20 protein-coding genes are annotated in these 21,848 nt (G+C 69.0%); 7 read left to right on the top strand and 13 right to left on the bottom strand.

Annotated features, from left to right (window positions below; genetic code table 11):
• Window positions 1-111: 111 nt before the first annotated feature.
• From AB0316_RS08325 to AB0316_RS08315, 3 genes are all read left to right on the top strand, one after another.
• On the top strand, window positions 112-942 hold the full coding sequence (locus AB0316_RS08325; RefSeq protein ID WP_366272144.1) for a class II glutamine amidotransferase: 831 nt from the start codon (window positions 112-114) through the stop codon (window positions 940-942).
• Between the two features lie 172 nt (window positions 943-1,114).
• Window positions 1,115-1,498 carry an SHOCT domain-containing protein gene (locus AB0316_RS08320; RefSeq protein ID WP_366272142.1) on the top strand — a complete coding sequence of 128 codons (384 nt, stop codon included), beginning with the start codon at window positions 1,115-1,117 and terminating at the stop codon, window positions 1,496-1,498.
• A 12-nt stretch (window positions 1,499-1,510) separates the two neighbouring features.
• Entirely contained in the window at window positions 1,511-1,894 is a 384-nt protein-coding gene (locus AB0316_RS08315) for an SHOCT domain-containing protein (protein ID WP_366272140.1), read from the top strand.
• A 24-nt stretch (window positions 1,895-1,918) separates the two neighbouring features.
• Here the strand turns inward: AB0316_RS08315 and AB0316_RS08310 are convergent, their stop codons facing one another.
• The 3 genes from AB0316_RS08310 to AB0316_RS08300 form a co-directional block, all read right to left on the bottom strand.
• Window positions 1,919-2,239: a hypothetical protein gene (locus AB0316_RS08310; RefSeq protein WP_366272138.1), complete on the bottom strand. Its 321-nt coding sequence runs from the start codon at window positions 2,237-2,239 to the stop codon at window positions 1,919-1,921.
• 63 nt (window positions 2,240-2,302) lie between these two features.
• Entirely contained in the window at window positions 2,303-2,689 is a 387-nt protein-coding gene (locus AB0316_RS08305; RefSeq protein WP_366272136.1) for a hypothetical protein, read from the bottom strand.
• Between the two features lie 38 nt (window positions 2,690-2,727).
• Window positions 2,728-4,113: an amidase gene (locus tag AB0316_RS08300; RefSeq protein ID WP_366272134.1), complete on the bottom strand. Its 1,386-nt coding sequence runs from the start codon at window positions 4,111-4,113 to the stop codon at window positions 2,728-2,730.
• A 270-nt stretch (window positions 4,114-4,383) separates the two neighbouring features.
• On the opposite strand from AB0316_RS08300, the gene AB0316_RS08295 reads away from it, so the two are divergent.
• Complete coding sequence (locus tag AB0316_RS08295; RefSeq protein ID WP_366272132.1) at window positions 4,384-6,285, top strand: hypothetical protein; 1,902 nt, start codon at window positions 4,384-4,386, stop codon at window positions 6,283-6,285.
• A 441-nt stretch (window positions 6,286-6,726) separates the two neighbouring features.
• Here the strand turns inward: AB0316_RS08295 and AB0316_RS08290 are convergent, their stop codons facing one another.
• Together AB0316_RS08290 and AB0316_RS08285 are read right to left on the bottom strand one after the other, a co-directional pair.
• Window positions 6,727-7,407 (bottom strand): ABC transporter ATP-binding protein, encoded by a 681-nt coding sequence (locus AB0316_RS08290; RefSeq protein WP_366272131.1) that lies wholly within the window; start codon window positions 7,405-7,407, stop codon window positions 6,727-6,729.
• On the bottom strand, window positions 7,404-8,438 hold the full coding sequence (locus AB0316_RS08285) for an ABC transporter permease (protein WP_366272130.1): 1,035 nt from the start codon (window positions 8,436-8,438) through the stop codon (window positions 7,404-7,406). Before AB0316_RS08285 ends, AB0316_RS08290 begins: the two co-directional genes overlap by 4 nt.
• Before the next feature lie 272 nt (window positions 8,439-8,710).
• Here AB0316_RS08285 and AB0316_RS08280 point away from each other — a divergent pair, with 272 nt between their 5' ends.
• The 3 genes from AB0316_RS08280 to AB0316_RS08270 all read left to right on the top strand — a co-directional run bounded on the left by AB0316_RS08280 (window position 8,711) and on the right by AB0316_RS08270 (window position 14,636).
• On the top strand, window positions 8,711-10,021 hold the full coding sequence (locus AB0316_RS08280) for a sensor histidine kinase (protein ID WP_366272128.1): 1,311 nt from the start codon (window positions 8,711-8,713) through the stop codon (window positions 10,019-10,021).
• Complete coding sequence (locus AB0316_RS08275) at window positions 10,018-10,671, top strand: response regulator transcription factor (RefSeq protein ID WP_366272126.1); 654 nt, start codon at window positions 10,018-10,020, stop codon at window positions 10,669-10,671. Before AB0316_RS08280 ends, AB0316_RS08275 begins: the two co-directional genes overlap by 4 nt.
• A gap of 296 nt (window positions 10,672-10,967) precedes the next feature.
• Entirely contained in the window at window positions 10,968-14,636 is a 3,669-nt protein-coding gene (locus AB0316_RS08270) for a galactose oxidase-like domain-containing protein (protein WP_366272124.1), read from the top strand.
• Window positions 14,637-14,645: 9 nt separating this feature from the next.
• Here the strand turns inward: AB0316_RS08270 and AB0316_RS08265 are convergent, their stop codons facing one another.
• From AB0316_RS08265 to AB0316_RS08230, 8 genes are all read right to left on the bottom strand, one after another.
• Window positions 14,646-15,632, bottom strand: coding sequence for an ATP-binding protein (locus tag AB0316_RS08265; RefSeq protein WP_366272122.1), 987 nt, complete (start codon window positions 15,630-15,632; stop codon window positions 14,646-14,648).
• Between the two features lie 328 nt (window positions 15,633-15,960).
• Complete coding sequence (locus tag AB0316_RS08260; protein ID WP_366272121.1) at window positions 15,961-16,959, bottom strand: hypothetical protein; 999 nt, start codon at window positions 16,957-16,959, stop codon at window positions 15,961-15,963.
• A 93-nt stretch (window positions 16,960-17,052) separates the two neighbouring features.
• A complete protein-coding gene (locus tag AB0316_RS08255) occupies window positions 17,053-17,178 on the bottom strand; it encodes a hypothetical protein (RefSeq protein WP_366272119.1) in 126 nt (41 codons plus the stop codon).
• A gap of 32 nt (window positions 17,179-17,210) precedes the next feature.
• Window positions 17,211-17,834 (bottom strand): hypothetical protein, encoded by a 624-nt coding sequence (locus AB0316_RS08250; protein ID WP_366272117.1) that lies wholly within the window; start codon window positions 17,832-17,834, stop codon window positions 17,211-17,213.
• Between the two features lie 379 nt (window positions 17,835-18,213).
• Window positions 18,214-19,170, bottom strand: a complete 957-nt coding sequence (locus AB0316_RS08245; RefSeq protein WP_366272115.1) for an AraC family transcriptional regulator — start codon at window positions 19,168-19,170, stop codon at window positions 18,214-18,216.
• Between the two features lie 271 nt (window positions 19,171-19,441).
• Window positions 19,442-19,693: a hypothetical protein gene (locus AB0316_RS08240; RefSeq protein ID WP_366272114.1), complete on the bottom strand. Its 252-nt coding sequence runs from the start codon at window positions 19,691-19,693 to the stop codon at window positions 19,442-19,444.
• A 99-nt stretch (window positions 19,694-19,792) separates the two neighbouring features.
• Window positions 19,793-20,383: a hypothetical protein gene (locus AB0316_RS08235; protein WP_366272112.1), complete on the bottom strand. Its 591-nt coding sequence runs from the start codon at window positions 20,381-20,383 to the stop codon at window positions 19,793-19,795.
• An 18-nt stretch (window positions 20,384-20,401) separates the two neighbouring features.
• Window positions 20,402-21,550, bottom strand: a complete 1,149-nt coding sequence (locus AB0316_RS08230) for a zinc-dependent alcohol dehydrogenase (RefSeq protein ID WP_366272110.1) — start codon at window positions 21,548-21,550, stop codon at window positions 20,402-20,404.
• Window positions 21,551-21,848 lie beyond the last annotated feature (298 nt).

The raw sequence follows: 21,848 nt of genomic DNA, 5'->3' as shown, positions 1-21,848 counted from the left end.
CACCGCAGGCGTTTCGGGCAAATCGGACGTCTCCGCGCGGACCGGATTCGCCCTCGCGGGGTGATGCCCCCGGCGACCCGCCGGGTGTCGACTGAGGACATGTGCCGCTGGATGGTGTACTCAGGTGACCCGGTCCTCGCGGAGGACCTGCTCTTCAAACCGGAGCACTCGCTCATCGAGCAGAGTCTCCACTCCCGGATGGGGGCGACGACCACCAACGGGGACGGCTTCGGGATCGGGTGGTACGGCCTGGGTCCCGTGCCGGCGATCTTCAAGAACGTCGACCCCGCCTGGAACGACCGGAACCTGCAGGAGCTGACCCGGCAGGTGCGCACCGGCCTGCTCTTCGCCCACGTGCGGGCCTCCACGGGAACGCCCGTGCAGCGCAGCAACTGCCACCCGTTCCGGCACGGTCACTGGCTCTGGATGCACAACGGGGCCATCTCCGGCTTCCACGAGCTCAAGCGCGACATCATGTTCGCCGTCGACCCGTCCCTCTACCCCGACGTCGAGGGGTCGACCGACTCGGAAGCCTTCTTCTTCCTCGCCCTGACCTTCGGTCTCGAGGACGACCCCATCGCCGCCGTGGCCAAGGCCGTGGGGTTCATCGAGGACCTCGCCGAGCGCCGCGGCGTGGCCGATCCCGTCCAGGCCACGGTGGCCACCAGCAACGGGCACTCGGTGTGGGCCTTCCGCTACTCCTCCCAGCACCAGAGCCGGAGCCTCTACCACTCGACCGACGTGACCCGGCTGCGCGAGCTGCACCCGGAGGTCGAGATGCTCCGCACCCTCAGCGCCGACACCCGGTTCGTGGTCTCCGAGCCGCTCCGTGACCTGCCCGGGGCCTGGCGCGAGGTGCCCGAGTCGACCTGCGGCATCATCCAGCCGGGCGAGGACGAGATCCGCCCGTTCGAGCCGACCCGTCCAGTCCTGGTTGGCTGACAGCAGTCGCAGCCTGACTCGCCGGCCGCGTCGGGCCGGCGAGTCGTCACCCCGCGGCGAGATGTCACCCGCAGAGGGCGATGGCGCCGCGCCCCGGCCGGGTGATCGTGAGAGCTGGGAGCGGTCCCCTTGACCGCAACGTCGCTCAGTCATGGGAAAGGACTGGCTCACCATGGACTTCTGGAGCTTCTTCTGGCTGCTTGTGTGGTCCTTCTTCTTCGTCGCCTACCTGATGATCCTCTTCCACATCTTCGGGGACCTGTTCCGGGACAAGGAGCTCGGAGGTTTCGCCAAGGTGGTGTGGGTCGTGGTGCTGCTGGTCTTCCCGTTCCTCGCCGCGCTGGTCTACCTGATCGTGCGCGGGCACGGCATGGCAGAACGTCAGCTGCAGGGCGCCATGGAGCAGAAGGCCATGCAGGACGAGTACATCCGCAGTGTCGCCGCACCGACGGCCGCGTCGCCCGCCGCCCAGCTGTCCCAGGCCAAGGCCCTGCTCGACAGCGGCGCCATCACCAGCGCCGAGTACGACGCGCTGAAGTCCAAGGCCCTCGCCTGAGCGGGTGAGGCCATGAACTTCTGGAGCTGGTTCTGGCTGCTGGTGTGGACGTTCTTCTTCGTGGCCTACCTGATCATGCTCTTCCACATCTTCAGCGACCTCTTCAGGGACCGGGAGCTCGGTGGCCTCGGCAAGGTGGCCTGGGTGGTGGCGTTGCTCGTCGTGCCCCTGCTCTCCGCGCTCGTCTACCTCGTGGTCCGCGGACGAGGCATGGCCGAGCGGCAGATGGAGCGGACCGTGGGTCGCGAGAAGGCCCGGCAGCAGGCGGTCGGCGGCCTTGCGGTGGGCGACACGTGGTCACCCACCGACGAGCTGACCCAGGCGAAGTCGCTCTTCGACAACGGCGCGCTCACCCCGGAGGAGTACTCGCAGATCAAGGCACGAGCCCTGTCCTGAGCCGACCCCACCGGCGCGGGTCCACTACACCTGGGGTGCGGGACTCAGCCAGTAGTGCAGAGCTCGGGGGCCGGGGGTGCCGTGGTAGCGGCCCCAGGTCTCCGCGCGGTCGACGACGAACCCGTTCCGGGTGAAGATCTCCTTCGCCTTGCTGTCACCGATCATCAGTTGGTGCATGTCGTCCGGCTTCTCGTGCTGGTCGAAGGTGAGGTAGGCGCGGCCGTCCGGCTTGAGGTAGCCGCGGAGGTTCTTGATGGCAGCCTCGAAGTCGTACCCGTGGTCGAGGGCGTTCACCGACACGATGAGGTCCGCACGGCCGTGCAGCTCGGCGATGTCCTTCTCCACCGGCACGCCGTAGATCTCCGCTGCCTGGTCGAGGTCCTGCCACTCGACCTGGGCGATGAACTCCTACGCCAGCGGCTCGATGGCCGCGATCGTGGCGCCGCGGAAGTAGAGCGTGCGCAGACGGCTCCCGGCACCGACGTCGACCACCACTTTCCCGTCCCAGCCGTCGGGACTGAAGTGTCGTCTGGCCCAGAACTCGGAGTTCTTGCTCTCCCACTCGCCGCTGGAGCGAAGGTTCGGTCGTTTGTGATAGGCCAGCTCGCCCCGCTGCGCCACGTCGCTCCACGTCTCGCTGCTGATGGTGGTCGGGCTCTCCAGGCGGTGCAGCCGGCTCAGGATCTCGGCGAACTGCTCGTTCTGCCTCTCCAGCGCCTTCATGATGCGCTTCTCCGACTGCCGTACTGCGCTGTCGCCTCGTGCTCGCTTCACCCACTGCCGGATCTTGGACATGCGTCACCCTAAATCGCGTCGAGGGCCGAGTGGCGGGATCAGGCGGATTGTTCCTGAGCGGGCGGCGCTGGGTCGGAGCCCGGGGCGGTGCGCGCCCAGGGCGCCAGCTGCTCGAGCTGCGCGGCCACCGACAGCAACAGCGTCTCACCGCCGTCCGGTGCGACCAGCTGGACCGCGAGCGGCGTGCCGGTGTGCGGGTGCACCCCCGCTGGGACGGACATGGCCGGGTAGCCGGCGAAGTTCCACGGGGCCGCGTACGGCGCATACCGGGCGTTGGCCGAGAAGACCCGCGGCCACCGCCGCCGCCCCCACCGCGCAGCCTCGATCGGCGGGGTCGCGAGGGTGGGCGTCACCAGGACGTCCACGTCGGCGAAGAAGCGCTCGAGCCGGTGCCGGAAGCTCGCGCGCTGCCTGTCGTCGACGTAGTCCCGTCGGCGCACCACGTCACCGAGGGCAGCGTGCCGGCGTACGGCTGGGTCGAGCCGTGCACGGTCGAGGCCGTCGGCGTCGTGCGACGTCCCGGCGACCCAGCGGGCCAGGACCGGCAAGGGGTTGGCCGGGTACGGCGGGTGGGCCTGCGCCACGTGGTGACCGGCCTGCGCCAGGAGCCGCGCCGCGCCGGTAGCCGCAGCCGCGTGGTGGCGGTCGGGCCGGACCCCCGCCACGGGCGAGCGGGTCGACACCGCGACCCGCATCGGGGCCTGCGGCTGCTGCACGGTCGCGAGGTCGGGCCGGGCTGCCATCACCGACAGCATGAGTGCGGCGTCCGAGACCGTCGTGGCCAGCGGGCCGTTCTCGGCCATGCCGAACCAGTCGTTGGCCCCGAGACCCGCTGGAACGACACCGCTTCCTGGCTTGATGCCGACCAGCCCGCAGCACGCCGCGGGGATGCGGATGGAGCCCATGCCGTCGTTCGCGTGTCCGAGGGGAACCATGCCAGAAGCCACCGCTGCTGCCGAGCCTCCGGACGAGCCCCCTGGTGTGCGAGCGAGGTCCCACGGGTTGCGGGTGATGCCGAACGCCGAGTCGGTGGCGCCGAACACGCACAGCTCGGGGGCGCGGGTGATGCCGACGACGACGGCACCTGCGTCCCGAAGGCGTTGCACCACAGGGTGATCGGTCTCTTGTGGGTCGTCCGGCGTCGCCCAGCTGCCGTGGCGCATCGGCTCGCCGGCCACCGCGACGTTGTCCTTGACCGCCACCGGGACACCCGCCAGTGGCAGGCGCGCCAGGTCAGCGCGCGCGGCGACCGCGCCGGCCTCCGCGAGCGCCTTTTCGGCGCGCACCAGCTGGAACGCGCCGAGCCGGTCGTCACGCGCCGTGATGCGGGCGAGCGCGTCCCGGACGACGTCGTCGGGCCTCAGCGCGCCGCTGCGCACGCGCTCGGCGATGTCGGCCGCAGTGGGGGTGGTTGGGAAGGACACGCGGTCAGCGTAGCCGCGCAGGAACGGCTGGCAGGAGCGGGACTTTCGTCTCTGTCGAGGCCTCGACCTCCGGGTCAGCATGGACGGGGAGGCCCGCGCGAGAAAGGGAGAAGCATCGTGGCGCCTGGTGGTCCGATCGCCACATCGCTTCACCGACGGCCCACGTCAGCGGGGACTCCCGGGCACGACGAGGGGGAACCGCCGGGGCCGCCGGATCGTCCGGGCGGACGCGAGATCCGTCCGCCCCAGCACCCTGTCGTCCGGACCGCTGTGCGCGGCGTCGCGGCCGCGGCGCTGGCCGTCGGCGGCTCGTTCGCCGCCTCCGCGCATCTCGGCACCGCCGTCCTCGCCGGCGGGGCCGCGCTGTGCCTCCTGCTCTTCCCCATGGACGGACTGGTCGACCGGCTCGTGGCCTTTTTGGCGATGGAGGGCGCGATCCTCATTGTCGTCTGCCTCGTGGGACCGGTGTGGCCGACCGTCTACGCGCCCCGCGCGCTGGGCGCGGCCGCCATCCTCCCCGGTGCGGTCGCTCTGGTGATCGGACGGCCCCTGCGCCGCGTGTCGCGGCCGGTGTTGGCACTCGACCTGATGGTCGTCGCAGCTGCCGTGGCGACGGCGGCCCAGTTCGCCGCCTACACCTCCGGCGACCGGGTGACCCGGCTCGCGGCGATGGTCCGTGGCGGGACCGACTACCTCGCGCACTTCGACTACCTGCAGAACGTCTGGCTGCATCACGGGTTCGCGTTCGTCAACGCGAGCGGTCCCCTCGTGGAGTCCCGCGCTGACCTGCGCGCCACCCCCACGGGGTTCGAGGCGGTGTGGTCCGCGCTGGGAGTCCTCGTCAACGGGAGCAGCTCCCTGCCGGGGCCGTACGCCTTGTTCGACTTCTTCTCCATCGCCCAGCTCTGGCTCCCGGCGCTCCTCGTGCTCACGAGCGTCTGGGCACTCTCCCGCGTCCTGCGCAGCGCTCGCGTCGGGGTCGCCGCGTCCCTGCCCGCGCTGGTGTTCATGGCGGCGGTCACAGCGGTCGGCCCGCTGAGCTCACTCGTGGTCATCGGGTTCAACAGCTTCACACTGGGCCTGGCGGTGACCTCCATCGCCACCGGCTTCGCGATCACCACGTCCGGCACCGACTGGCGCGCCCACGGACTCGCGACGTGGGCCGCTGCGGACGTCGGCGCCTTCACCTACACCTTGCTGATCCCGGCGCTGGGCCTGTTGTGGCTGATCCACGTCCAGCGCAGCCGGCCGTCGTGGCGCCTCCGTAGGCGTGACCGGGCGTACGTCCTGGCGACCACGCTGCTGCTGGGTTGCGCGTTCGCGGCCGCCACCCTGAGCGTCTGGCCGAACGGCTCGGCCATCGACGCCAGCGGCGGCATCCAGTCCCTTCCCCGCGGACTTCTCCTGGCGTCAGCGATTCTCGGACTGGTCGTCGCGTGGCTGGCAGGTACGCGGCTCCCAGCCTCCGTGCGGCTGCTCGCCGCCTTCTCGGGCGTCGTGGGACTCATGGCAGCAGGCTTCGCCGTCGCGCAGATCCTCCTGGTCGGCTGGATCCACTACTACGCCGAGAAGGTCGGCTACGTCTGGCTCATGCTGGCACTTCTGACGGTGGCGGCGGAGGCCGCAGTCGGGCTGGATCTGCTGTTCCGGACGAGCACCGTCGGCCGGCTCAAACCTGTCGTAGTGCTGTTGGCATGTGTCGCAACCGCCTGGTCGTTCGGGTACGTCGGCCCTGGGATCGACCGCGTGACTCCCAGGGCTGAGGCGCGACCCGGGGTGGTCACCTGGTCGGAGGCAGCACTGCTCCCCCCTGCCGAGCGGGCCCAAGCCGCAGCCATCGCAGCCGCCGTCTGGGACGGCTTCGCCCGGACCGACGATCGACTGCCACTGCTCTGGCAGGCCGGCGTCGCCACTCGGCACAATCGCTGGATGGCCGTCCTGGGCCACCGCTGGAGCAACCAGGCGGACGACCTCATCCTGACGTTGGGACAGCAGCAGGGGGTCATCGACTGCAGCCCTGAGCCCCTCGTGACCTGGCTCCGCGCCCATCCTCGCCAGGAGGTCGCCCTGCTGGCATCGGGGCAGGACTGCACACGGAGCGCCCAGGAGGCCTCGCGGGTCCTCGAGCCGGGACAGGTGTCCGTCATCAAGCCGGCGGGCGGACCCGGCTAGCTCTCGGCTCACCGCGGATGTCCCGAGGGGTGCGGCCCTGTGGCCGACCTCGGCGTCTGCCGACGCCACCTACCACTCGACGCACCTTGCGTTGCTGGCCACGGACGGCACCACCCGCGGGCCGGGCTTCGTCGAGAACTTCCACCCCAACGGACCGAACGTCTACGCCCATGAGCAGTATGTGCTCCAACACGCAGGCCCCCGGCACCTTTCATCAGGTGACCCTGCACATCCATAGGGAGTGCCGCACTGCATCGTCTGGACGGTGAGCGCCGGCCAAGGCAAGAGCTACGCCTCCGGGTGCGAGACAGTCGTCCTCGACTGATGCACCCGTTCGCCGGGGTCGGCGCGATGAGCGACCCGGTGACGCGGGCGTAGGGACTGGCTCAGCGACACGGCATACGCCATCACGTCTCCCGGGAACTCAGGCAAGCCTGCGCATCAGCTGCTGACGAGCTGACGAGTCCTGCCGTCGACAATCTCGGTGACCCGGTCGGCGGACTGCAGGTGCTCCTGGTTGTGGGTGACCATGACGGTGGTCAGACCCCGGTCGGTGGTCAGCCGCCGCAGCAGGCTCAGGACCTCGACCCCACGCTGGCTGTCGAGCGCGCTCGTGGGCTCGTCGACCAGCAGCAGTGACGGCTGGTTCATCAGCCCTCGAGCGATGGTGACTCGCTGTCGCTGCCCTCCCGAGAGCTGGTGGGGGCGCCTGTCTCGCTGGGCGGCGAGCGCGACAGCGTCGAGCAGCTCGTCGGCGCGCTCCGAGGCGACGCTCATGTCGTCGCCCGCCATGTGGGCGACGACCAGCAACTGGTCGCGGGCAGTGAGCGAGGCCAGCAGGTTCGAGCTCTGGAAGATGATGCCGATCTGCTGTCTACGGACGGCGGCAGTGTCAGCGGGCCTGAGCCCCGCGAGGTCGCGCCCGTCGAGCAGCACGCGGCCCGAGTCGGGAGCGATCAACGTGGCAGCGACGGCGAGCAGGCTGGACTTGCCAGAGCCGGAAGGCCCGACGACTGCGGTCAGGGTGCCGCGTTCGGCGGTGAGGCTGACGTGGTCGAGGGCAGTCAGGCGCTGGTCCCCGTCGGGATAGGTGAGGGTGACGTCATCGAGCTGGAGGGTCATCGGGCACTTCCCAGGGCAGTGAGTGGGTCGACAGTGGTGACGGTACGAACGGAGACCGCGGCCCCGGCGAGGCCGAGGACGATCATCACGACGGCGGGCAGCAGCAGCGTGGGGGCATCGAGCACGAAGGGCACGACTGAACCGGCGGTGGCGGTGAGGATGGCTCCGATGCCCGCGGCGAGTGCGGCGCCGGCCGCGGTACCGAGTGCGAGAAGAGCCAGTGCCTGGCCGAGGGCGTCCTTGAGCAGGTAACGGGTGGACGCGCCGAGGCCCTTGAGGATCGCGATCTCGCTGCGTCGCTGGACGGTCCAGACGGTGAAGAAGGCGCCGATGACGAGCGCGGAGATCGCGAAGAGCAGGGCTCGCATCAGTTGCAGTGAACCGTTCTCGGACGTGTATGAGCCGATCGCTGACAGTGAATGGGCCGGGGTGAGGGTGGTGGTGCCGAGGCGCTGGTCGGCCGCGTCCAGAGAGGCTGCGTCCGACGTCGCCCCGTCGGTGGTCAGGGCGAGGAACGTGGCAGAGCCCGGTTCCTGGCCGGTCGGCGGAGCAGTGGTCGCCGCGGCCCAGATGACCGGTGCGTGGGAGAACTCGTCGTCGCCGGACACCGCTGCGACGGTGACGGGCCGACCGGACACGTCTATCCGGTCTCCCGCCGCGACCTCGAGGGCGGCGGCCGCTTTGGAGGACAAGACCGCTCGGTCGGTCGCGACCTCGGGAGCCAGCTCGGATCCGGCGGGGACGGCGAAGAGAGCGATGCCGGCGGTGCGTCCACCCGCTGCCGCCCGCGTCATGGCGACGGTGACCGGCTCGGCCCGCTCGACGCCCGGCACCTGGGACCAGCCGGCCTGCACCGAGGGTGGGAGGGACGAGTCGGTGAACGCCAGCTTGGCTCCGGAGGCGGGCGCGGCGAACACCAGGTGGTCAGCGGGCAGGTCGGTGATGGCGGAGGTGTTACCACGGCCGAGCCCGGCAGTGAGACCCGAGAGCAGGACGACGAGCAGGGTGATGAGGGTGACGACGGCGCCCATGAGGGCGAACCGTCCTTTGGCAAAACGCAGATCTCTGAGGGCGACGAACACGCCGCGACTTCCTTTCACGAGGGCCCGTCGCCGGCACGCTCCTCCGTGTGGGGCGTCGGGCCGGGTGCGCCGCGGGGTGCGGCGTCGACCTCCACGGTCCTCGACCCGGGCACCGCCCGGCATCGCCAAGCGGGTTGGTTGCACGTCGTCGTAGGACTGGGCCGGCGATCAAACCTTCGATGGATGCCGCGCCCGAGGCAGCGCCGTAGGGTGACCGAGACATGTCTGCTCACCCGCCGGCCGCTCCGGATCCCGCCGTCGACGGCGTCCCGCTGGACCGGGTCCCGGTCCCGACGGCGCTGCGTTGGGGTGTCCACGTGCTCGTCGTGGCACTGCTCGTCCTCGCCGTCATGCGTGGGGTGGCCGCGGGGACGCCGGGGTGGCCCATGGTGGTCATCCTCGCTGGACTGGTCGGGGTCGTCTACGCCGTCGGAGCCGGATCGCCGAGGGTGAGCCGGTCGCCACGTGCGGCGCGGATATGGCTCGCGCTGCTGCTGGTCGCGTGGCTGGCGTTGCTGGCCTTCAGCCCGGAGGCGGTCTACCTGGCCTTCCCCTGGTTCTTCCTGTTGCTCCACCTACTCCCCCGCCGCGCAGGGCTCCTCGCCATCGGCGTGGTCACCGTGACCGCAGTCGCGGGATTCGCTTGGCACCAGAGGACGCTCACCGCTGCCATGGTCATCGGCCCCGTCCTCGGCGCCGGCGTCGTCATCGCCACCGTCCTCGGCTACCAGGCCCTGTATGCCGAGTCGGAGAACCGCAGGCGGCTCATCGTCGAGCTCGACCGCGCGCAGTCCGAGCTGGCTGCTGCGGAACGCCGGGCCGGGATGATGGCCGAGCGCGAACGGCTGGCCCGAGAGATCCATGACACCCTCGCCCAAGGCCTGTCCAGCATCCAGCTGCTGCTCCGAGCCGCCACCCGGTCCCTGGAACCGGAGCGTGGGGTCGACCCGGGCCGGGCCCGGGACCTCGTCGAGCAGGCTCGTCACGAGGCGCACGAGAACCTCGCGGAGGCGCGACGGTTCGTGCGTGCCCTGGCCCCCGGCGACCTCGAGCAGTCGACGCTCACAGGAGCCCTGCAGCGCCTGTGCGAGACGACGACGTCGCGCGCCGGCATACCGGTGTCCTTCCACGAGGTCGGGCCTCCCGTGGCGCTGGCCACCCCGGTCGAGGTGGCCCTCCTGCGCATCGCCCAGGCGGCACTCAGCAACACGACGCAGCACGCGAGGGCGACGCGCGCCGACGTCACCTTCACCGTGATGGACGGCGCCGTGTCCCTCGACATCGTGGACGACGGGATCGGCTTTGCTCCCCGGCCCGACGCGGCGGGTCGCGAGCCGATCGACGGCAGCAGCGACGGCAGCAGCGTCGGCGGCTTCGGACTCCGGTCGATGGCGTCCCGTGCCGCGGAGCTCGGCGGATTGCTTGCGGTCGAGTCGCAGCCAGGGAGTGGCACGGCGATCTCGGTGCGGTTCGAGCGAGCCGCCGTCGCTCCCGCAGCCGCCGCTCACCGCGAAGCGGGTGGGAGCAGATGAGCACGATCCGGCTCCTGCTCGCCGATGACCACCCGGTCGTACGCGCCGGGCTGAGGGCGGTACTCGAGTCCGAGCCTGACATCGCGATCGTCGCCGAGGCGGCAACGGCCGAGGACGCCGTCGTGCGCACCGAGACCGGAGACGTGGACGTCGTGCTGATAGACCTGCAGTTCGGAAGTGGAATGGGCGGCAGCGCAGCCACCCGGGCCATCACCGCCAGGGAGGGGTCGCCGCGCGTCGTCGTGCTGACCACGTACGACACCGAAGCGGACATCATCTCCGCCGTCGAGGCGGGCGCCTCGGGCTACCTCCTCAAGGACGCACCAGCCGATGAGCTCGTTGCTGCCGTCCGGGCCGCAGCGGCCGGGCAGTCGGCACTCGCGCCCGCGGTCACCGACCGGCTCATCGAGCGGATGCGGACCCCGGCGACATCGCTCAGCGTCCGGGAGACAGAGGTGCTGACACTCGTGGCAGATGGTCTGTCGAACCAGCAGATCGCCCAGCGGCTCTTCCTGTCGCAGGCCACTGTCAAGTCCCACCTGGTGCACATCTTCGCCAAGCTCGACGCAGACTCCCGCACGGCGGCTGTGGCCGTGGCTGTGCAGCGCGGCCTCATCCGACAGAACCGGACACCGCCCGCAGACAGGTGATCACGGGCCGCTCATGCGAGGCCCTCCCATCCGCGCCAAGCGCCTGGCGGGAGCTCGTCGGCTGGCGGAGCTCGTCGGCCGGGGTGGGGCCATACGTGGCTACGGCCCACGCCCTCCGGCCCTCGCCGCAAGTGCGCCCATTGCGCATGGAAAGGGTCGTCTTCGACGTCGAGATGGGGACGTCCTACGGATCGGAACGCCTGCGGCACTGTTGCTCCCGGAGGAGACTCGGAAGAACGAGATCCTCCCGACCTGCCCAGCCGAGTCGGTCGGGCACCTCTGACGAGGAGGCCCCGATGACCACGACGACCGCCCATCACGAGGGTCACCGCGGCTCAGGGGAGCGTCCCCGCGGCCTCGGGCGCTGGTCCGCGGCACGGACCATGAGCCCACCGGGCGCACGGCGGCTGCTCGGCGCGATCATCGCCGGCGTCTCCGTCGTGGCAGCCCTCATCTTCTCGGCCAGGCCGGCCTTCGCCGCCAGCCTCGCGGTCGACACGACGGTCACCACCCACCAGGGCACCGCGTCCACGACGATCACCTCTCCCGTCATCACGACGCATCAGACCAACGAACTGTTGATCGCATTCCTTGCGTCGGACGGCAACCTTTCGGGGACTCAGAGCTTCTCGTCGGTCACGGGTGGGGGTCTCACCTGGACCCGGCGAGCCGCCTCCAACCAAGAGCCCGGGACGGCGGAGATCTGGCAGGCGGCTGCGCCGAACCTGCTCTCGAACGTCACGGTGACGGCAACGAGGACCGTCGGGGGTTACGTCGGGTCGATGGTCGTCGTGGCCTTCAGCGGCGCCGATCTCACGGCGTCGGGCGCGACGTCGACGAACAGTGCCGCAAGTGGCGCGCCGAGCACCTCACTGACCACGAAGTCAGCGAACTCGTGGGTGTGGGGCGTCGGTAACGACTGGTCGACCGCGACAGGCCGCTCGCCCGGTTCCAACCAGACGCTCGTCGACCAATTCCTCCCGTCCGTCGGCGACACCTACTGGGTCCAGCGGCAGAACACCACGACTGCATCCGCGGGTACTACGGTCACCATCAACGACATCGCGCCGACCTCCGACGTGTGGGACCTCGCTGCCGTCGAGGTCGTCGCTGCCGGCGGTACGACCACACCCCCTCCCTCGACGCCGACCAACCTGGCCGCCAACGTCGTCAGCGCGGGTGAAGTCGACCTGGGCTGGACCGGCTCCACCAGCTCCGTCGGTGTCGACCACTACACCGTCTCGCGCGATGGGACGAACATCGGGACGTCGACGACCACCTCGTATGCCGACAAGACGACGGCGGGCGGGAACACCTACAGCTACACCGTCGCCGCCGTCGACACCCAGGGGAACGTGAGCGCACCGTCCAACACCGCCACGGCAGTCACGCCGGCTGCAGGCGCCGACGTCATGGGGCAGGTGGGCTCGATCATCCCGTGGCCCATCGTCTCCATCCACGCTGCCCTCACCCCGTCAGGGAAGGTCCTGACCTTCCAGGGTGACTTCACGCAGGGTGGTCAGCAGTACCTCTGGGATCCGGCGACCAACGTGCAGAAGCAGATTCCCAACGCCGCAGCCGACCTCTTCTGCGCCGGCCAGGCCGTGCTCGCGGACGGCCGCGTCGCAGTCATCGGTGGCACCAACACCACGGCAGGCCTCGGGATCCCGGACGTCACGGCCTTCGACTGGAACACCGAGCAGTGGCAGAACCTCGCACCCATGCACTACCCGCGCTGGTACCCGACGGGGACCACGCTCGGCGACGGCAAGGTCATGGTCAACTCGGGCGCCAACACCTCCGCGGCGGACATCGTGGCTACCCCGGAGATGTACAACCCACCGACCAACGCCTGGACCACGATGACGGCGGCGGCGCACTCCATGCCGATCTACCCCTTCATCTACCAGCTGACCGACGGACGCATCCTGCACGCCGGCGGCTCCGAGACATCCACGGCGACCGAGGCGCTCGACCTCAACACCAACACGTGGTCCACCGTGGACTCGCGCGCCATCGACGGCGGCAGCATCGTCAACTACGCGCCGGGCAAGTTCATGAAGGCCGGGTCGGCGACCGACAGCGGCGGCTCCGGCGCGTCGACCAACACGGCATACACGCTCGACATGAACCAGCCCAATGCGACGTGGCAGCCGACCGGGTCCATGGCCCATCCGCGAGCGTTCCTCAACCTGACCGCGCTCCCCGACGGCTCCGTTCTCGCCAGTGGCGGTGACACCGAGAAGTCCGGCTACAACGACGCCAACGGCGTGCTCCCGATGGAGATCTGGAACCCGGCGACGGGGCAGTGGAAGACGGTCGCCTCGTTGACGGAGCCGCGGCTCTACCACTCGGTGGCGGTCCTGCTTCCGGACGGTCGCGTCTTCATCTCGGGCGGCGGCGGCGACGCCGGCGTGCCAGACCACAAGACGGCACAGCTGTACTCGCCGCCCTACCTCTTCAACGGTCGGCGCCCCACGATCAGCTCCGTCAACAGCACGGTTCAGTACGGGGGCTCCACGTTCGTGCAGACCCCGGACGCGGCAAGCATCACGAAGGTGACGTTGATCCGCACCGGTTCACCCACTCACTCCTTCGACCAGAATGCGCGAGCGCTCACCCTGTCGTTCGCCCAGGGCACCGGCGGCATCGACGTGCAGCTGCCCGCGAACGGCAACTACGCGCCGCCGGGGTACTACCTGCTGTCCATCGTCAACGGCAACGGCGTCCCCTCGGTCTCGTCGGTCGTCCGCTTCCCGGCGCCGTACGAAGACACGCAGCCTCCGTCGGCAGTGACCGACCTGGCGGCAACGGCGGACAGCTCGACGCAGGTGACGTTGAGGTGGTCGGCGTCGACCGACAACCAGGGAGTCGTCGGTTACAACGTCTTCCGCAACGGGGTGCGCCTGACGTCGACGCCCACGCCTGGCTACGTCGACAAGACGGCCGTGGGGAGCACGACGTACAACTACACGGTGACGGCGTACGACGGTGCCGGCAACACGAGCGCCGCCTCCAACACCGCCACCGTGACGACACCAGGAGATACGACGCCACCGGTGATCTCCAACGTCGCGGTGAGTCCCTCGTCCAGCTCGGCAACGGTCACCTGGACGACTGACGAACCGAGCAGCAGTCAGGTGCTCTACGGCCTGGACGCGACCTATGGAAGCACGACGCCGGTGGACGCACACCTCGTGACGTCCCACTCCCAGACGCTCACGGGTCTGGTGCCCAGCACGACGTACCACTTCCAGGTCACGAGCGTCGACGGCGCGTCCAACGCGGCGACCAGCGCCGACGGAACCTTCACGACAACCGCCCCGGCGCTTCTCGCCGTCGACGCACGGGTGAGCGCACATCCGACGTCGAGCTCGACGAGGCTTCGCTCGCCGACGTTCACCACGACGCAGGCCAATGACCTGCTGGTCGCGTTGATCTCGGCGGATGGGCCCAGCTCGTCCGGCTCGCAGTCGGTCACCGGTGTCACCGGTGGAGGAGTGACCTGGACGCTCCAGGCCCGCTCCAACGCACAGCCGGGTGACGCCGAGATCTGGACTGCGACTGCGCCCACGGTGCTGACGAACAGTCAGGTGACAGCCTCGTTGAGAACCAGCGCGGTGGGGTCCGTCACGGTCGTGGCCTTCAAGGGCGCAGCTACGGGAGTGAAGGGAAAGACGGCCGTTGCCTCCGCTGGAACCGGTCCACCGACCGCGACCGTCACGACCTCGCGTGCCAACTCGTGGATCTGGGGAGTGGGCACCGACTGGAGCAGCGCGATCGCGCGTACGCCTGGCGCAGGGCAGACCGTGGTCGACCAGTACCTCGCGCCGGTCGGTGACACGTACTGGGTTCAGAGGCAGAACAACGCCACCGCCGGCGCGGGCACCGCTGTCGCGATCAATGACACCGCACCGACATCGGACAGCTGGAATCTCGCGGTCGTCGAGATCCCAGCACAGTGACCGCCCCTCTCATGCCGGCTCGAGCACGAACCACACCGTCATCCCAACGGCGTCGAGCTCCGAACCCCACCGGGTGGAGAGGGCGCTGACGATCTGCAGCCCACGACCGTGCACCGCCAGCGGTTCCGCCGGGGCACCGCGGAGATCTACGACCATCTTCGACCCGCCGTCGCGGACGGTCGTGGTGAGCACACCACGGTCGAGGACCGCACGCAGCTCACAGCCGGCTCCGGTGTGCAGGATGGCATTGGTTACCAACTCGCTCAGGCACAGGACCGCCGTGTCGACGGTCTCCAGATCGAGGGCCCAGGCGACGAGCGTGCTGCGCAGGAAGTGGCGCGCGGGTGCGACAGCGCGAGGGTCCGCGCCCACAGAGCAGGTGACTGCCAAAGCCCCATCCGGCACCGGCTCGTGCACCAGCGACCTGCTTGCGCGAGGGGTGGCGCGTTGTACGCGGCGAAGCGCGCCGCCCAAGGTCATCCCCAGCTCGTGGAGGTGCGTCAGCTGGGGGCGGTCGAACCGCTGAGGGGTCCCGTAGTAGAGCGCGTATCCGCCCTGGACGTGACCGGCAGTCCAGAACGGGAAGCAGGCGAGAGCACAGGTGGTTGAGAGCTGCCGGCGGATGAACTCGGGGTAGCTACCGGCCAGGTCGTCAAGGGAGCCCACCACATGCTGGCCGGTACGCACTGAGTGGTTGAGCGGGACGTCCTCATAAGCGTCGATCTCACACCAGTCGACGCTGCGCCCATTGTCGCGGTCGCTCGAGCTGAAGAGCAGACGTCGTCCGCCGCCCTCGGCCAACGCCACGCCCGCCCGTTGTACGCCGGGCAGGTTGCCGAGCTGCTCCAGCGCAAACCGCACCCAGGTGTCCCCGTCCGGGGACGGCCTGTTCGCGACCGTCTGCGCCACCTTGTCAGCATAGGTCCGCGGGACCATGGCAAGGAACAGTCGCGTGCCGACCGCCCATAGTGGAAGCAGCACCGACAACCACTGCATCCCGAGATGCCAGCAGCCCCTGACCGGCGTTTCCGCTGGTCAGGGGCTGTCTCGTGCTGATGGACGATACAGCCACCATGGGCGTCTCCGGACGTCCATCTGAGCACGAGCCGGATGCGCCACCGTCCCACGAGGTCCCTGCAGAACGGCTGTCGTTGTCAAGCCGTAAGTCAAGCAGCCTCGTCTGCAGCGCGCTTCCGTTTCCGCCCGCATGCCGCCAGAGAGACAGGCTCCCCCGCGCGCGGTCGGACATCCGTTGGGAGCGCTGTCGGTCTGGTTGCAGCCGTGCGCTCTCGCTGGGCTCATGCCCACCCGAGCGGCTCACATCTCACGTGCGGTCTTGCGCGAGCCGGGTGCGCCGCTCCTCCTCACGCTTGGAGTACGCGGCCGCGCGGATTGCTTCCTCGGACTCGAGACCGCTGCCCAGCGCACCGCCGACGGTCGCCACCGACGCCACGAACCAGGCCAGCAGGAAGATGTCGCCGTAACCGAGGGAGGTTCGGGCATTGCGGCTCATAACGGCGGGGTCGAGCACGAACAGCGCCCACGCCAGGTTGAGGACGTAGAGCGCGAGGTAGCAGATGATCACCCCCACCGACAGGGTCAACAGCGTCGAGGTGTTGTAGAGACGTGACCTCTCCCGCGCGTCGGGAGACTCATCCTCCGGACGGTCCCAGAGCTTGCCGTCGATCACGAGCCAACCGACGACGAGTGCCATGGAGGCGATCATCGCTACGATCAGTCGCCACAACGGCAACGACCCCGCCAGCTGCCACACCGTGGAGTTGATGGTGGCGATTCCGCCCGTCGTGAGTGCCGCAACCAGCGCTGACTTGAGCCCGGGCACGAGCAACCAGGGACGGTTGGCCAGCACCATCCCCAGCAGCAGTCGCGAACGCCCACTGCGCCGAGGAAGCGGCACGCGACGTCTGCTCCGCGAGTCGGGGTCCGCCATGCCTCTGACGAGCTCGCTCAGCGCGTGTCTGCTGCGCGCGTGCATGCGAAGGCCGCCCAGCGCCGGCAGGGACAGCATCGCCGTCTGTCGGCGCGGGTCACTCTCGATCAGCACGTATCGGCCGTCGTCGTGCCGAAGTGGGAGTTCGGTGAGACCGATGACCAGGTCCCACCGATGTTCCTCGGCTCGGTCCGTCAACCGTGACAGCGCGGTGCCCACGTCCTCGCAAGCCAGAGTGAACGGCTCGCTCACGACCTCGATGTCCCAGGCCTGTGGATCCTCGCCGTCCGGCGCGCCACGGTCGCCCATCTGGCGCGCGATGTCAGTGGGCTTCGCAGGATCTGCAACAAGGCCGACGCGAACCGGATCCATAGCGGCCGAGTACCCGGACCGCCCAGCTGTAAACGCCGCAGCGACCGGGCGACCGCTGTCCGCACCACCCGGACGTCGATCGTGAGCCGTCGGTCAGTAGTCGATCCCCTTGACCGGAACAGCCAGCGGGCCGACTGCGATACGTCCCGTCGCATCCTTCAGGAGTGACTGTGGCTCACCGTTGAAGAGGTCCACGCCCTCGGCGATGCAGATCATCATCGAGTCGAGTGACCTGACGGGAAACGTCCATTTCAGTCCCACCTCATCGGGCAGTCCGCCCTCATGAGCTGTATGCGGGACAGCCCGGTCCGCGCACCCCGCCATGAGCCGCCTTGCACGAGCCATGCACCGGTGCTGCCCAACAACTCACATGACGTCGCCGCGGCGTGCGGCGTGAGTCCGTCGGTGTCCAGGATCACCCGCACACGTACGTTGCGTGACTGCATGGCCTCAACGAGCGCGGACACGTCATGGACCAGTCGCTGACCACCGTCGGCTACCAGCCGGTCGGCGTCCGCCAGCATCCCGAGGTCCGTCGCGCCTTGATCTGCCAGCGATCCGGCTTCCGCGAGCAGCGCAGAGGTGCAGAGCGACTCCACGGCGCCGCCACTGCGCCAGCCGGGGATCGTGACCAGCCCGACCGAGGTTCCGGCCAAGCGCGCACCGGCGGTGGCCACGAAGCCAGGTAGCACGACCACGCCGGCCAGACCGTGGCACACGGCATACGCACAACCCTCGTCCACGTCCTGACAGGTCTCGCCCGAGGCGTAGAGCCGGTGCTCGAGCCTCGCTGCGACTTCGCCGACACTCAGGAGTCGCCGCTCCACTGCGAATGGCCCGGATCCATGGGTCGTCATTTCATGCGCTGTGCTCACACGGATTCCCCCTGAGCTGAGTAGTGCCGCCAACGGGTACACGGGGACGAGGGAAGGGATACCGAATCTGGGGCCGAGCGGTCCCGAGGAGGTGGGGGTGCATCCCGGGACCGCTCGCTGAGTTGCCAGTGGGGTAGCTGGCGACCCATATGTGGCTTGCTCGGATCGCTCCTCCTTCGCCACAACCCTCGGATCTCGCCGACCGTCGCCTCGGAGCACCGGCCCCGCTTTGGGACCTCGGTGCTGAGTCCGCACGTGAGGAACGGCTGGCAGAACATCCGCCACCATCCAAACGGGCCCTCATCACCTTCGACTAGCCATGCCGCGCAGTGCCTATGGCCGAATCACGCAATATCTGCCCTGTGTGCTCATCACGTCCCTATGTCGGGTGCCGCCTCAGGGTGTGCGAGGGCAGCTCCCCGAATGCCTGGCGGTAGGCCGCAGCAAAGCGGCCGAGGTGCACCATTCCCCAGCTGTACGCAACTGTCTCCACGGTCGTCGTACCAGGAGATGCCCGCGTCAACTCATCATGGATGCCTGCTAGCCGCAGGTCGCGCAAGTACGTCATGGGCGGCTTGCCGACATGCTTGAGGAACCCGCTCTGCAGTGAGCGCACACTTACGTGTGCCTCTCTGGCCAGGACGGTGCTCGACCAGGCGTCCGCTGGGCGGTCGTGGAGCAGGTCGATCGCGCGCATGACGGCCACGGGAGCGGCCGGCAGGTCAGGACGGTTGGGCTTTTGGACGTTGTTGTACGCGTGCCCCAGGAGGAGTGCGTCGAGCAGCGTCCTTTCCAGCTGTCGTCCGGCTGAGGGGTGTGACAGGAGACGTCCTCGAGTGGATATTTCCCCAGCGATCACGTTCACCATGCTCCGCCAGACTCGTCCCTCGGGCGTGTCGAGGCGCATGTGGAACGGCAGATGCAGGGGTCGTTTGACGGAATGCCCCAAAAGCTCTTCGAGCTCGCGCTCCAGCGTTGAGCTGGGGATCATGATGCACAGCTGGACAGCGTCCTGACTCCACTCGATGTGAGCGGCCTCGCCGACCGGAAAGACGGCCGCCTGCCTGCTCGAGGTCATCAGCGGCGCAGAGCGGCCCACACGGGACACGACCGTCCCCGCCACCGGCGTGTTGACGTGGATGTGGCCGGCCTCTTCCGTCACCAGGCGCATGCGGCGTCCGTATCCCAGCTGTCCCACGGTGGTCGTCCCCAGGCGCACGGCGGCCAAGCGCATGGCCAGTGCGCCCGGCTCCAACTTTTCCAGGCGGTTGGGCAGGTACACGTCGGCTACAGCTGCCTCAGCCTCATCGCATGCAGAGGCCGTCACGACCTTCACCGCCCGCACTCCTGCCGCGAGCCTGTCCTTGGTGGATCTCGGTTCGTGAGGCCACCCCGGCGACCCTTCCGCGCGCGCACTGTCACATCCATCGCGCGTTCGCCCAAGGCGTGCGCGCGCGCCACCATGACTGTTCATACGTGCACCAACGGCTTCGACAGTGGGACCTGGTCAGGTGCGCCACTATAGGCAGTTGACGCCGAGCAGCGGCACAACTGACTCTCAGCCCGCGGCCGCACTCCTACCGACGCGACGCACATCGCCGACCGGGTCAAGCTCTCTCGTTCTCGCTCCTCTGCCGCTCCTGTCGAACCTCCACGCGGGCGGCCTGCCAGGCGGACCAGTGGCCGGAGACGAGCGCCCAGATGCTCAGCGCGGACACGTAGACGACCGAGTTGAGCCAGCCGAACCACATCGAGATGGGGATCATCACGATCCAGAAGATGGCCAGCCAGCCGTTGACCTTCCGCATGAAGGTGGGGTCACGCTGGATGGAAGCCCACAGGCTCTTCACGACGCTCACGGGCGTTCCTCGACCGACGCGATGAGCTGCGCCATGGCACATCTCCTCCTAGGGCTGTCTCGACTCGTACGGTCAGTCGGGGTCGGCTTCTGCCTCGGGCTACACGTCTGCGGCCCGAGCACGCGACAACGCGCGTTTCACCACGAGGTAGCTCGCCGCGCCGGCACCAATCCACGGAGCCCCGACGATGAAGGGATCCATCCACTGGTGCTTGATGTCAGTGCGGTTGTGGCCCAGCCGCGAGCGAATGCCGTGGTACTTGGCCTCAGCCAGAACACCGGTCTCCGTGATCGGGTTGTCGGGATGCAGCGTCAGCAGTGAGCGCATCCCGCTTTCGACGGTGTCGACCCGGTCGGCCATCACCAGCAGCAGCCAGTGGGCGGTCTGGCCCTCGCTGTACTTCGCGTAGGAGTACTTGCGAATGACGCCCGACAGACCTTTCGGTGGGCACGTCGTGCCGAACACCGGGGGAAGCTGCGTGTGCTCCACCGACCGTTCCCGAGGCCACTTCTCCGGCTGCCGCTCCGGGTACTCCCAGTGCGCCCCGGAGAATGTCGGATCGAACCGCTCCCGTGGGACCGACGGACGGTCGGCGGGGTCCAGATCGGCGCCCCAACCGGGGATCCGGGCCCGGAGGGTGTCGCTTTCCTCTGCCAGCGGGGGCTTCTGAGGTGTGTACGTGTAGGTCATGAGGGACTCCTCCTGTGGCTAGGCCGCGCTGGGCACCACGATCGGTTTGATGCAGTTGTCGAGCTTGGACGAGAACAGGTGGTAGCCCTCGGAGATGTGCTCGAGCGGGATGCGGTGCGTGATGACGTCGCTGGGCTTGAAGTGGCCGTTGCGGATGTGCTCGAAGAGTCGCGGCCACTGCCGCTTGACGGGGCACTGGTTCATTCGCAGTGTCAGGCCCTTGTTCATCGCGTCACCGAACTTGACGGCGCTGAAGAGCGGCCCGTACGCCCCGACGACCGACACCGTGCCGCCCTTCCGAACGGTGTCGATCGCCCAGTTGAGCGCGACGGGCGACCCACCTTGGAGCTTGAGCTTCGCCGCCGTCACGTGCTGCAGGAAGTTGCCGTCGGCCTCTGCGCCGACCGCGTCTATGACGACGTCTGCGCCGAGGCCGTCCGTGAGGTGCTTGATGTGGCGGACGATGTCGGCGTGCTCGGTGAAGCTGATCGCCTCGGCGTGGGCGAAGTCGCGCGCCTTCTGGAGCCGGTAGTCGAGGTGGTCCACGACGATCACTCGACCGGCTCCCATGAACCACGCCGACCTGGCCGCGAACAGCCCCACCGGGCCGGCCCCGTAGACCACGACGACGTCGCCCTCGACGATGTCGCCGAGCTGGGCCCCGAAGTATCCGGTCGGCAGGGCGTCGGTGAGCAGGACGGCGTCGTCGTCATCCATCCAGTCCGGGATGAGCCCCGGCCCGACGTCCGCGAAGGGCACCCGGACGTATTCCGCCTGGCCACCGTCGTACCCACCGCAGGTGTGCGAGTAGCCGTAGATGCCACCGACCGCCGTGGCGTTGGGGTTCACGTTGTGGCAGTTGGAGTAGAGCCCTCGCGCGCAGAAGTAGCACGTCCCACAGAAGATGTTGAACGGCACCATGACCCGGTCCCCCGGCCGCACGTTCTCCACGGACGACCCCACCTGGTGCACCTCGCCGATGAACTCGTGCCCGAACGTCATGCCGACGCGGGTGTCCGGCATCATCCCGTGGTAGAGGTGCAGATCCGATCCGCAGATCGCCGCCCGGGTGACGCGCACGATCGCATCGTTCGGATGCTCGACCGCCGGGATGTCCTTCTCCTCGACACGAACCCGGTAGGGCCCGCGGTAGACCATCGCACGCATGCGCGTCTCCCTTCAGCGATCCCCGCTGGTGCATGACCACCCGTTTGCGGCCATCCCGGTCCATCCGGGAGCGACGTCGCGTTTCTCCATTAGAGGGGGCCGCCGCCCACAGTGGTATCGGCAGAGCTGCCCATAGCGGCCTCGGCACCTTGCCCGAGACCGCTGCGACCGGGCGTGCTCCGTACGCCGACGGTCGGCGGGTGCGCAGCGGTGCCCGAGCGTCGGCGTGATCGCCGAGGTCAGGACCGGGCACATGAGCACGGCGCGACGACGAGCCGTCCGGCGCTCGCGCCGTGCG

It is taken from the genome of Terrabacter sp. NPDC080008 (assembly GCF_040702505.1).
Classification (GTDB): Bacteria; Actinomycetota; Actinomycetes; order Actinomycetales; family Dermatophilaceae; genus Terrabacter.
Note: the sequence above shows the minus strand (reverse complement) of the source record. Positions and strands in the feature narration are given on the sequence as shown.

Bases quoted from the DNA above. Each gene is read 5' to 3' on its own strand.
- AB0316_RS08325 (WP_366272144.1), top strand. From the start codon at position 112: ATGGTGTACTCAGGTGACCCGGTCCTCGCGGAGGACCTGCTCTTCAAA.
- AB0316_RS08320 (WP_366272142.1), top strand. From the start codon at position 1,115: ATGGACTTCTGGAGCTTCTTCTGGCTGCTTGTGTGGTCCTTCTTCTTC.
- AB0316_RS08315 (WP_366272140.1), top strand. From the start codon at position 1,511: ATGAACTTCTGGAGCTGGTTCTGGCTGCTGGTGTGGACGTTCTTCTTC.
- AB0316_RS08305 (WP_366272136.1), bottom strand. From the start codon at position 2,689: ATGTCCAAGATCCGGCAGTGGGTGAAGCGAGCACGAGGCGACAGCGCA.
- AB0316_RS08290 (WP_366272131.1), bottom strand. From the start codon at position 7,407: ATGACCCTCCAGCTCGATGACGTCACCCTCACCTATCCCGACGGGGAC.
- AB0316_RS08285 (WP_366272130.1), bottom strand. From the start codon at position 8,438: ATGGGCGCCGTCGTCACCCTCATCACCCTGCTCGTCGTCCTGCTCTCG.
- AB0316_RS08280 (WP_366272128.1), top strand. From the start codon at position 8,711: ATGTCTGCTCACCCGCCGGCCGCTCCGGATCCCGCCGTCGACGGCGTC.
- AB0316_RS08275 (WP_366272126.1), top strand. From the start codon at position 10,018: ATGAGCACGATCCGGCTCCTGCTCGCCGATGACCACCCGGTCGTACGC.
- AB0316_RS08270 (WP_366272124.1), top strand. From the start codon at position 10,968: ATGACCACGACGACCGCCCATCACGAGGGTCACCGCGGCTCAGGGGAG.
- AB0316_RS08265 (WP_366272122.1), bottom strand. From the start codon at position 15,632: ATGCAGTGGTTGTCGGTGCTGCTTCCACTATGGGCGGTCGGCACGCGA.
- AB0316_RS08260 (WP_366272121.1), bottom strand. From the start codon at position 16,959: ATGGATCCGGTTCGCGTCGGCCTTGTTGCAGATCCTGCGAAGCCCACT.
- AB0316_RS08255 (WP_366272119.1), bottom strand. From the start codon at position 17,178: ATGATGATCTGCATCGCCGAGGGCGTGGACCTCTTCAACGGTGAGCCA.
- AB0316_RS08235 (WP_366272112.1), bottom strand. From the start codon at position 20,383: ATGACCTACACGTACACACCTCAGAAGCCCCCGCTGGCAGAGGAAAGC.
- AB0316_RS08230 (WP_366272110.1), bottom strand. From the start codon at position 21,550: ATGCGTGCGATGGTCTACCGCGGGCCCTACCGGGTTCGTGTCGAGGAG.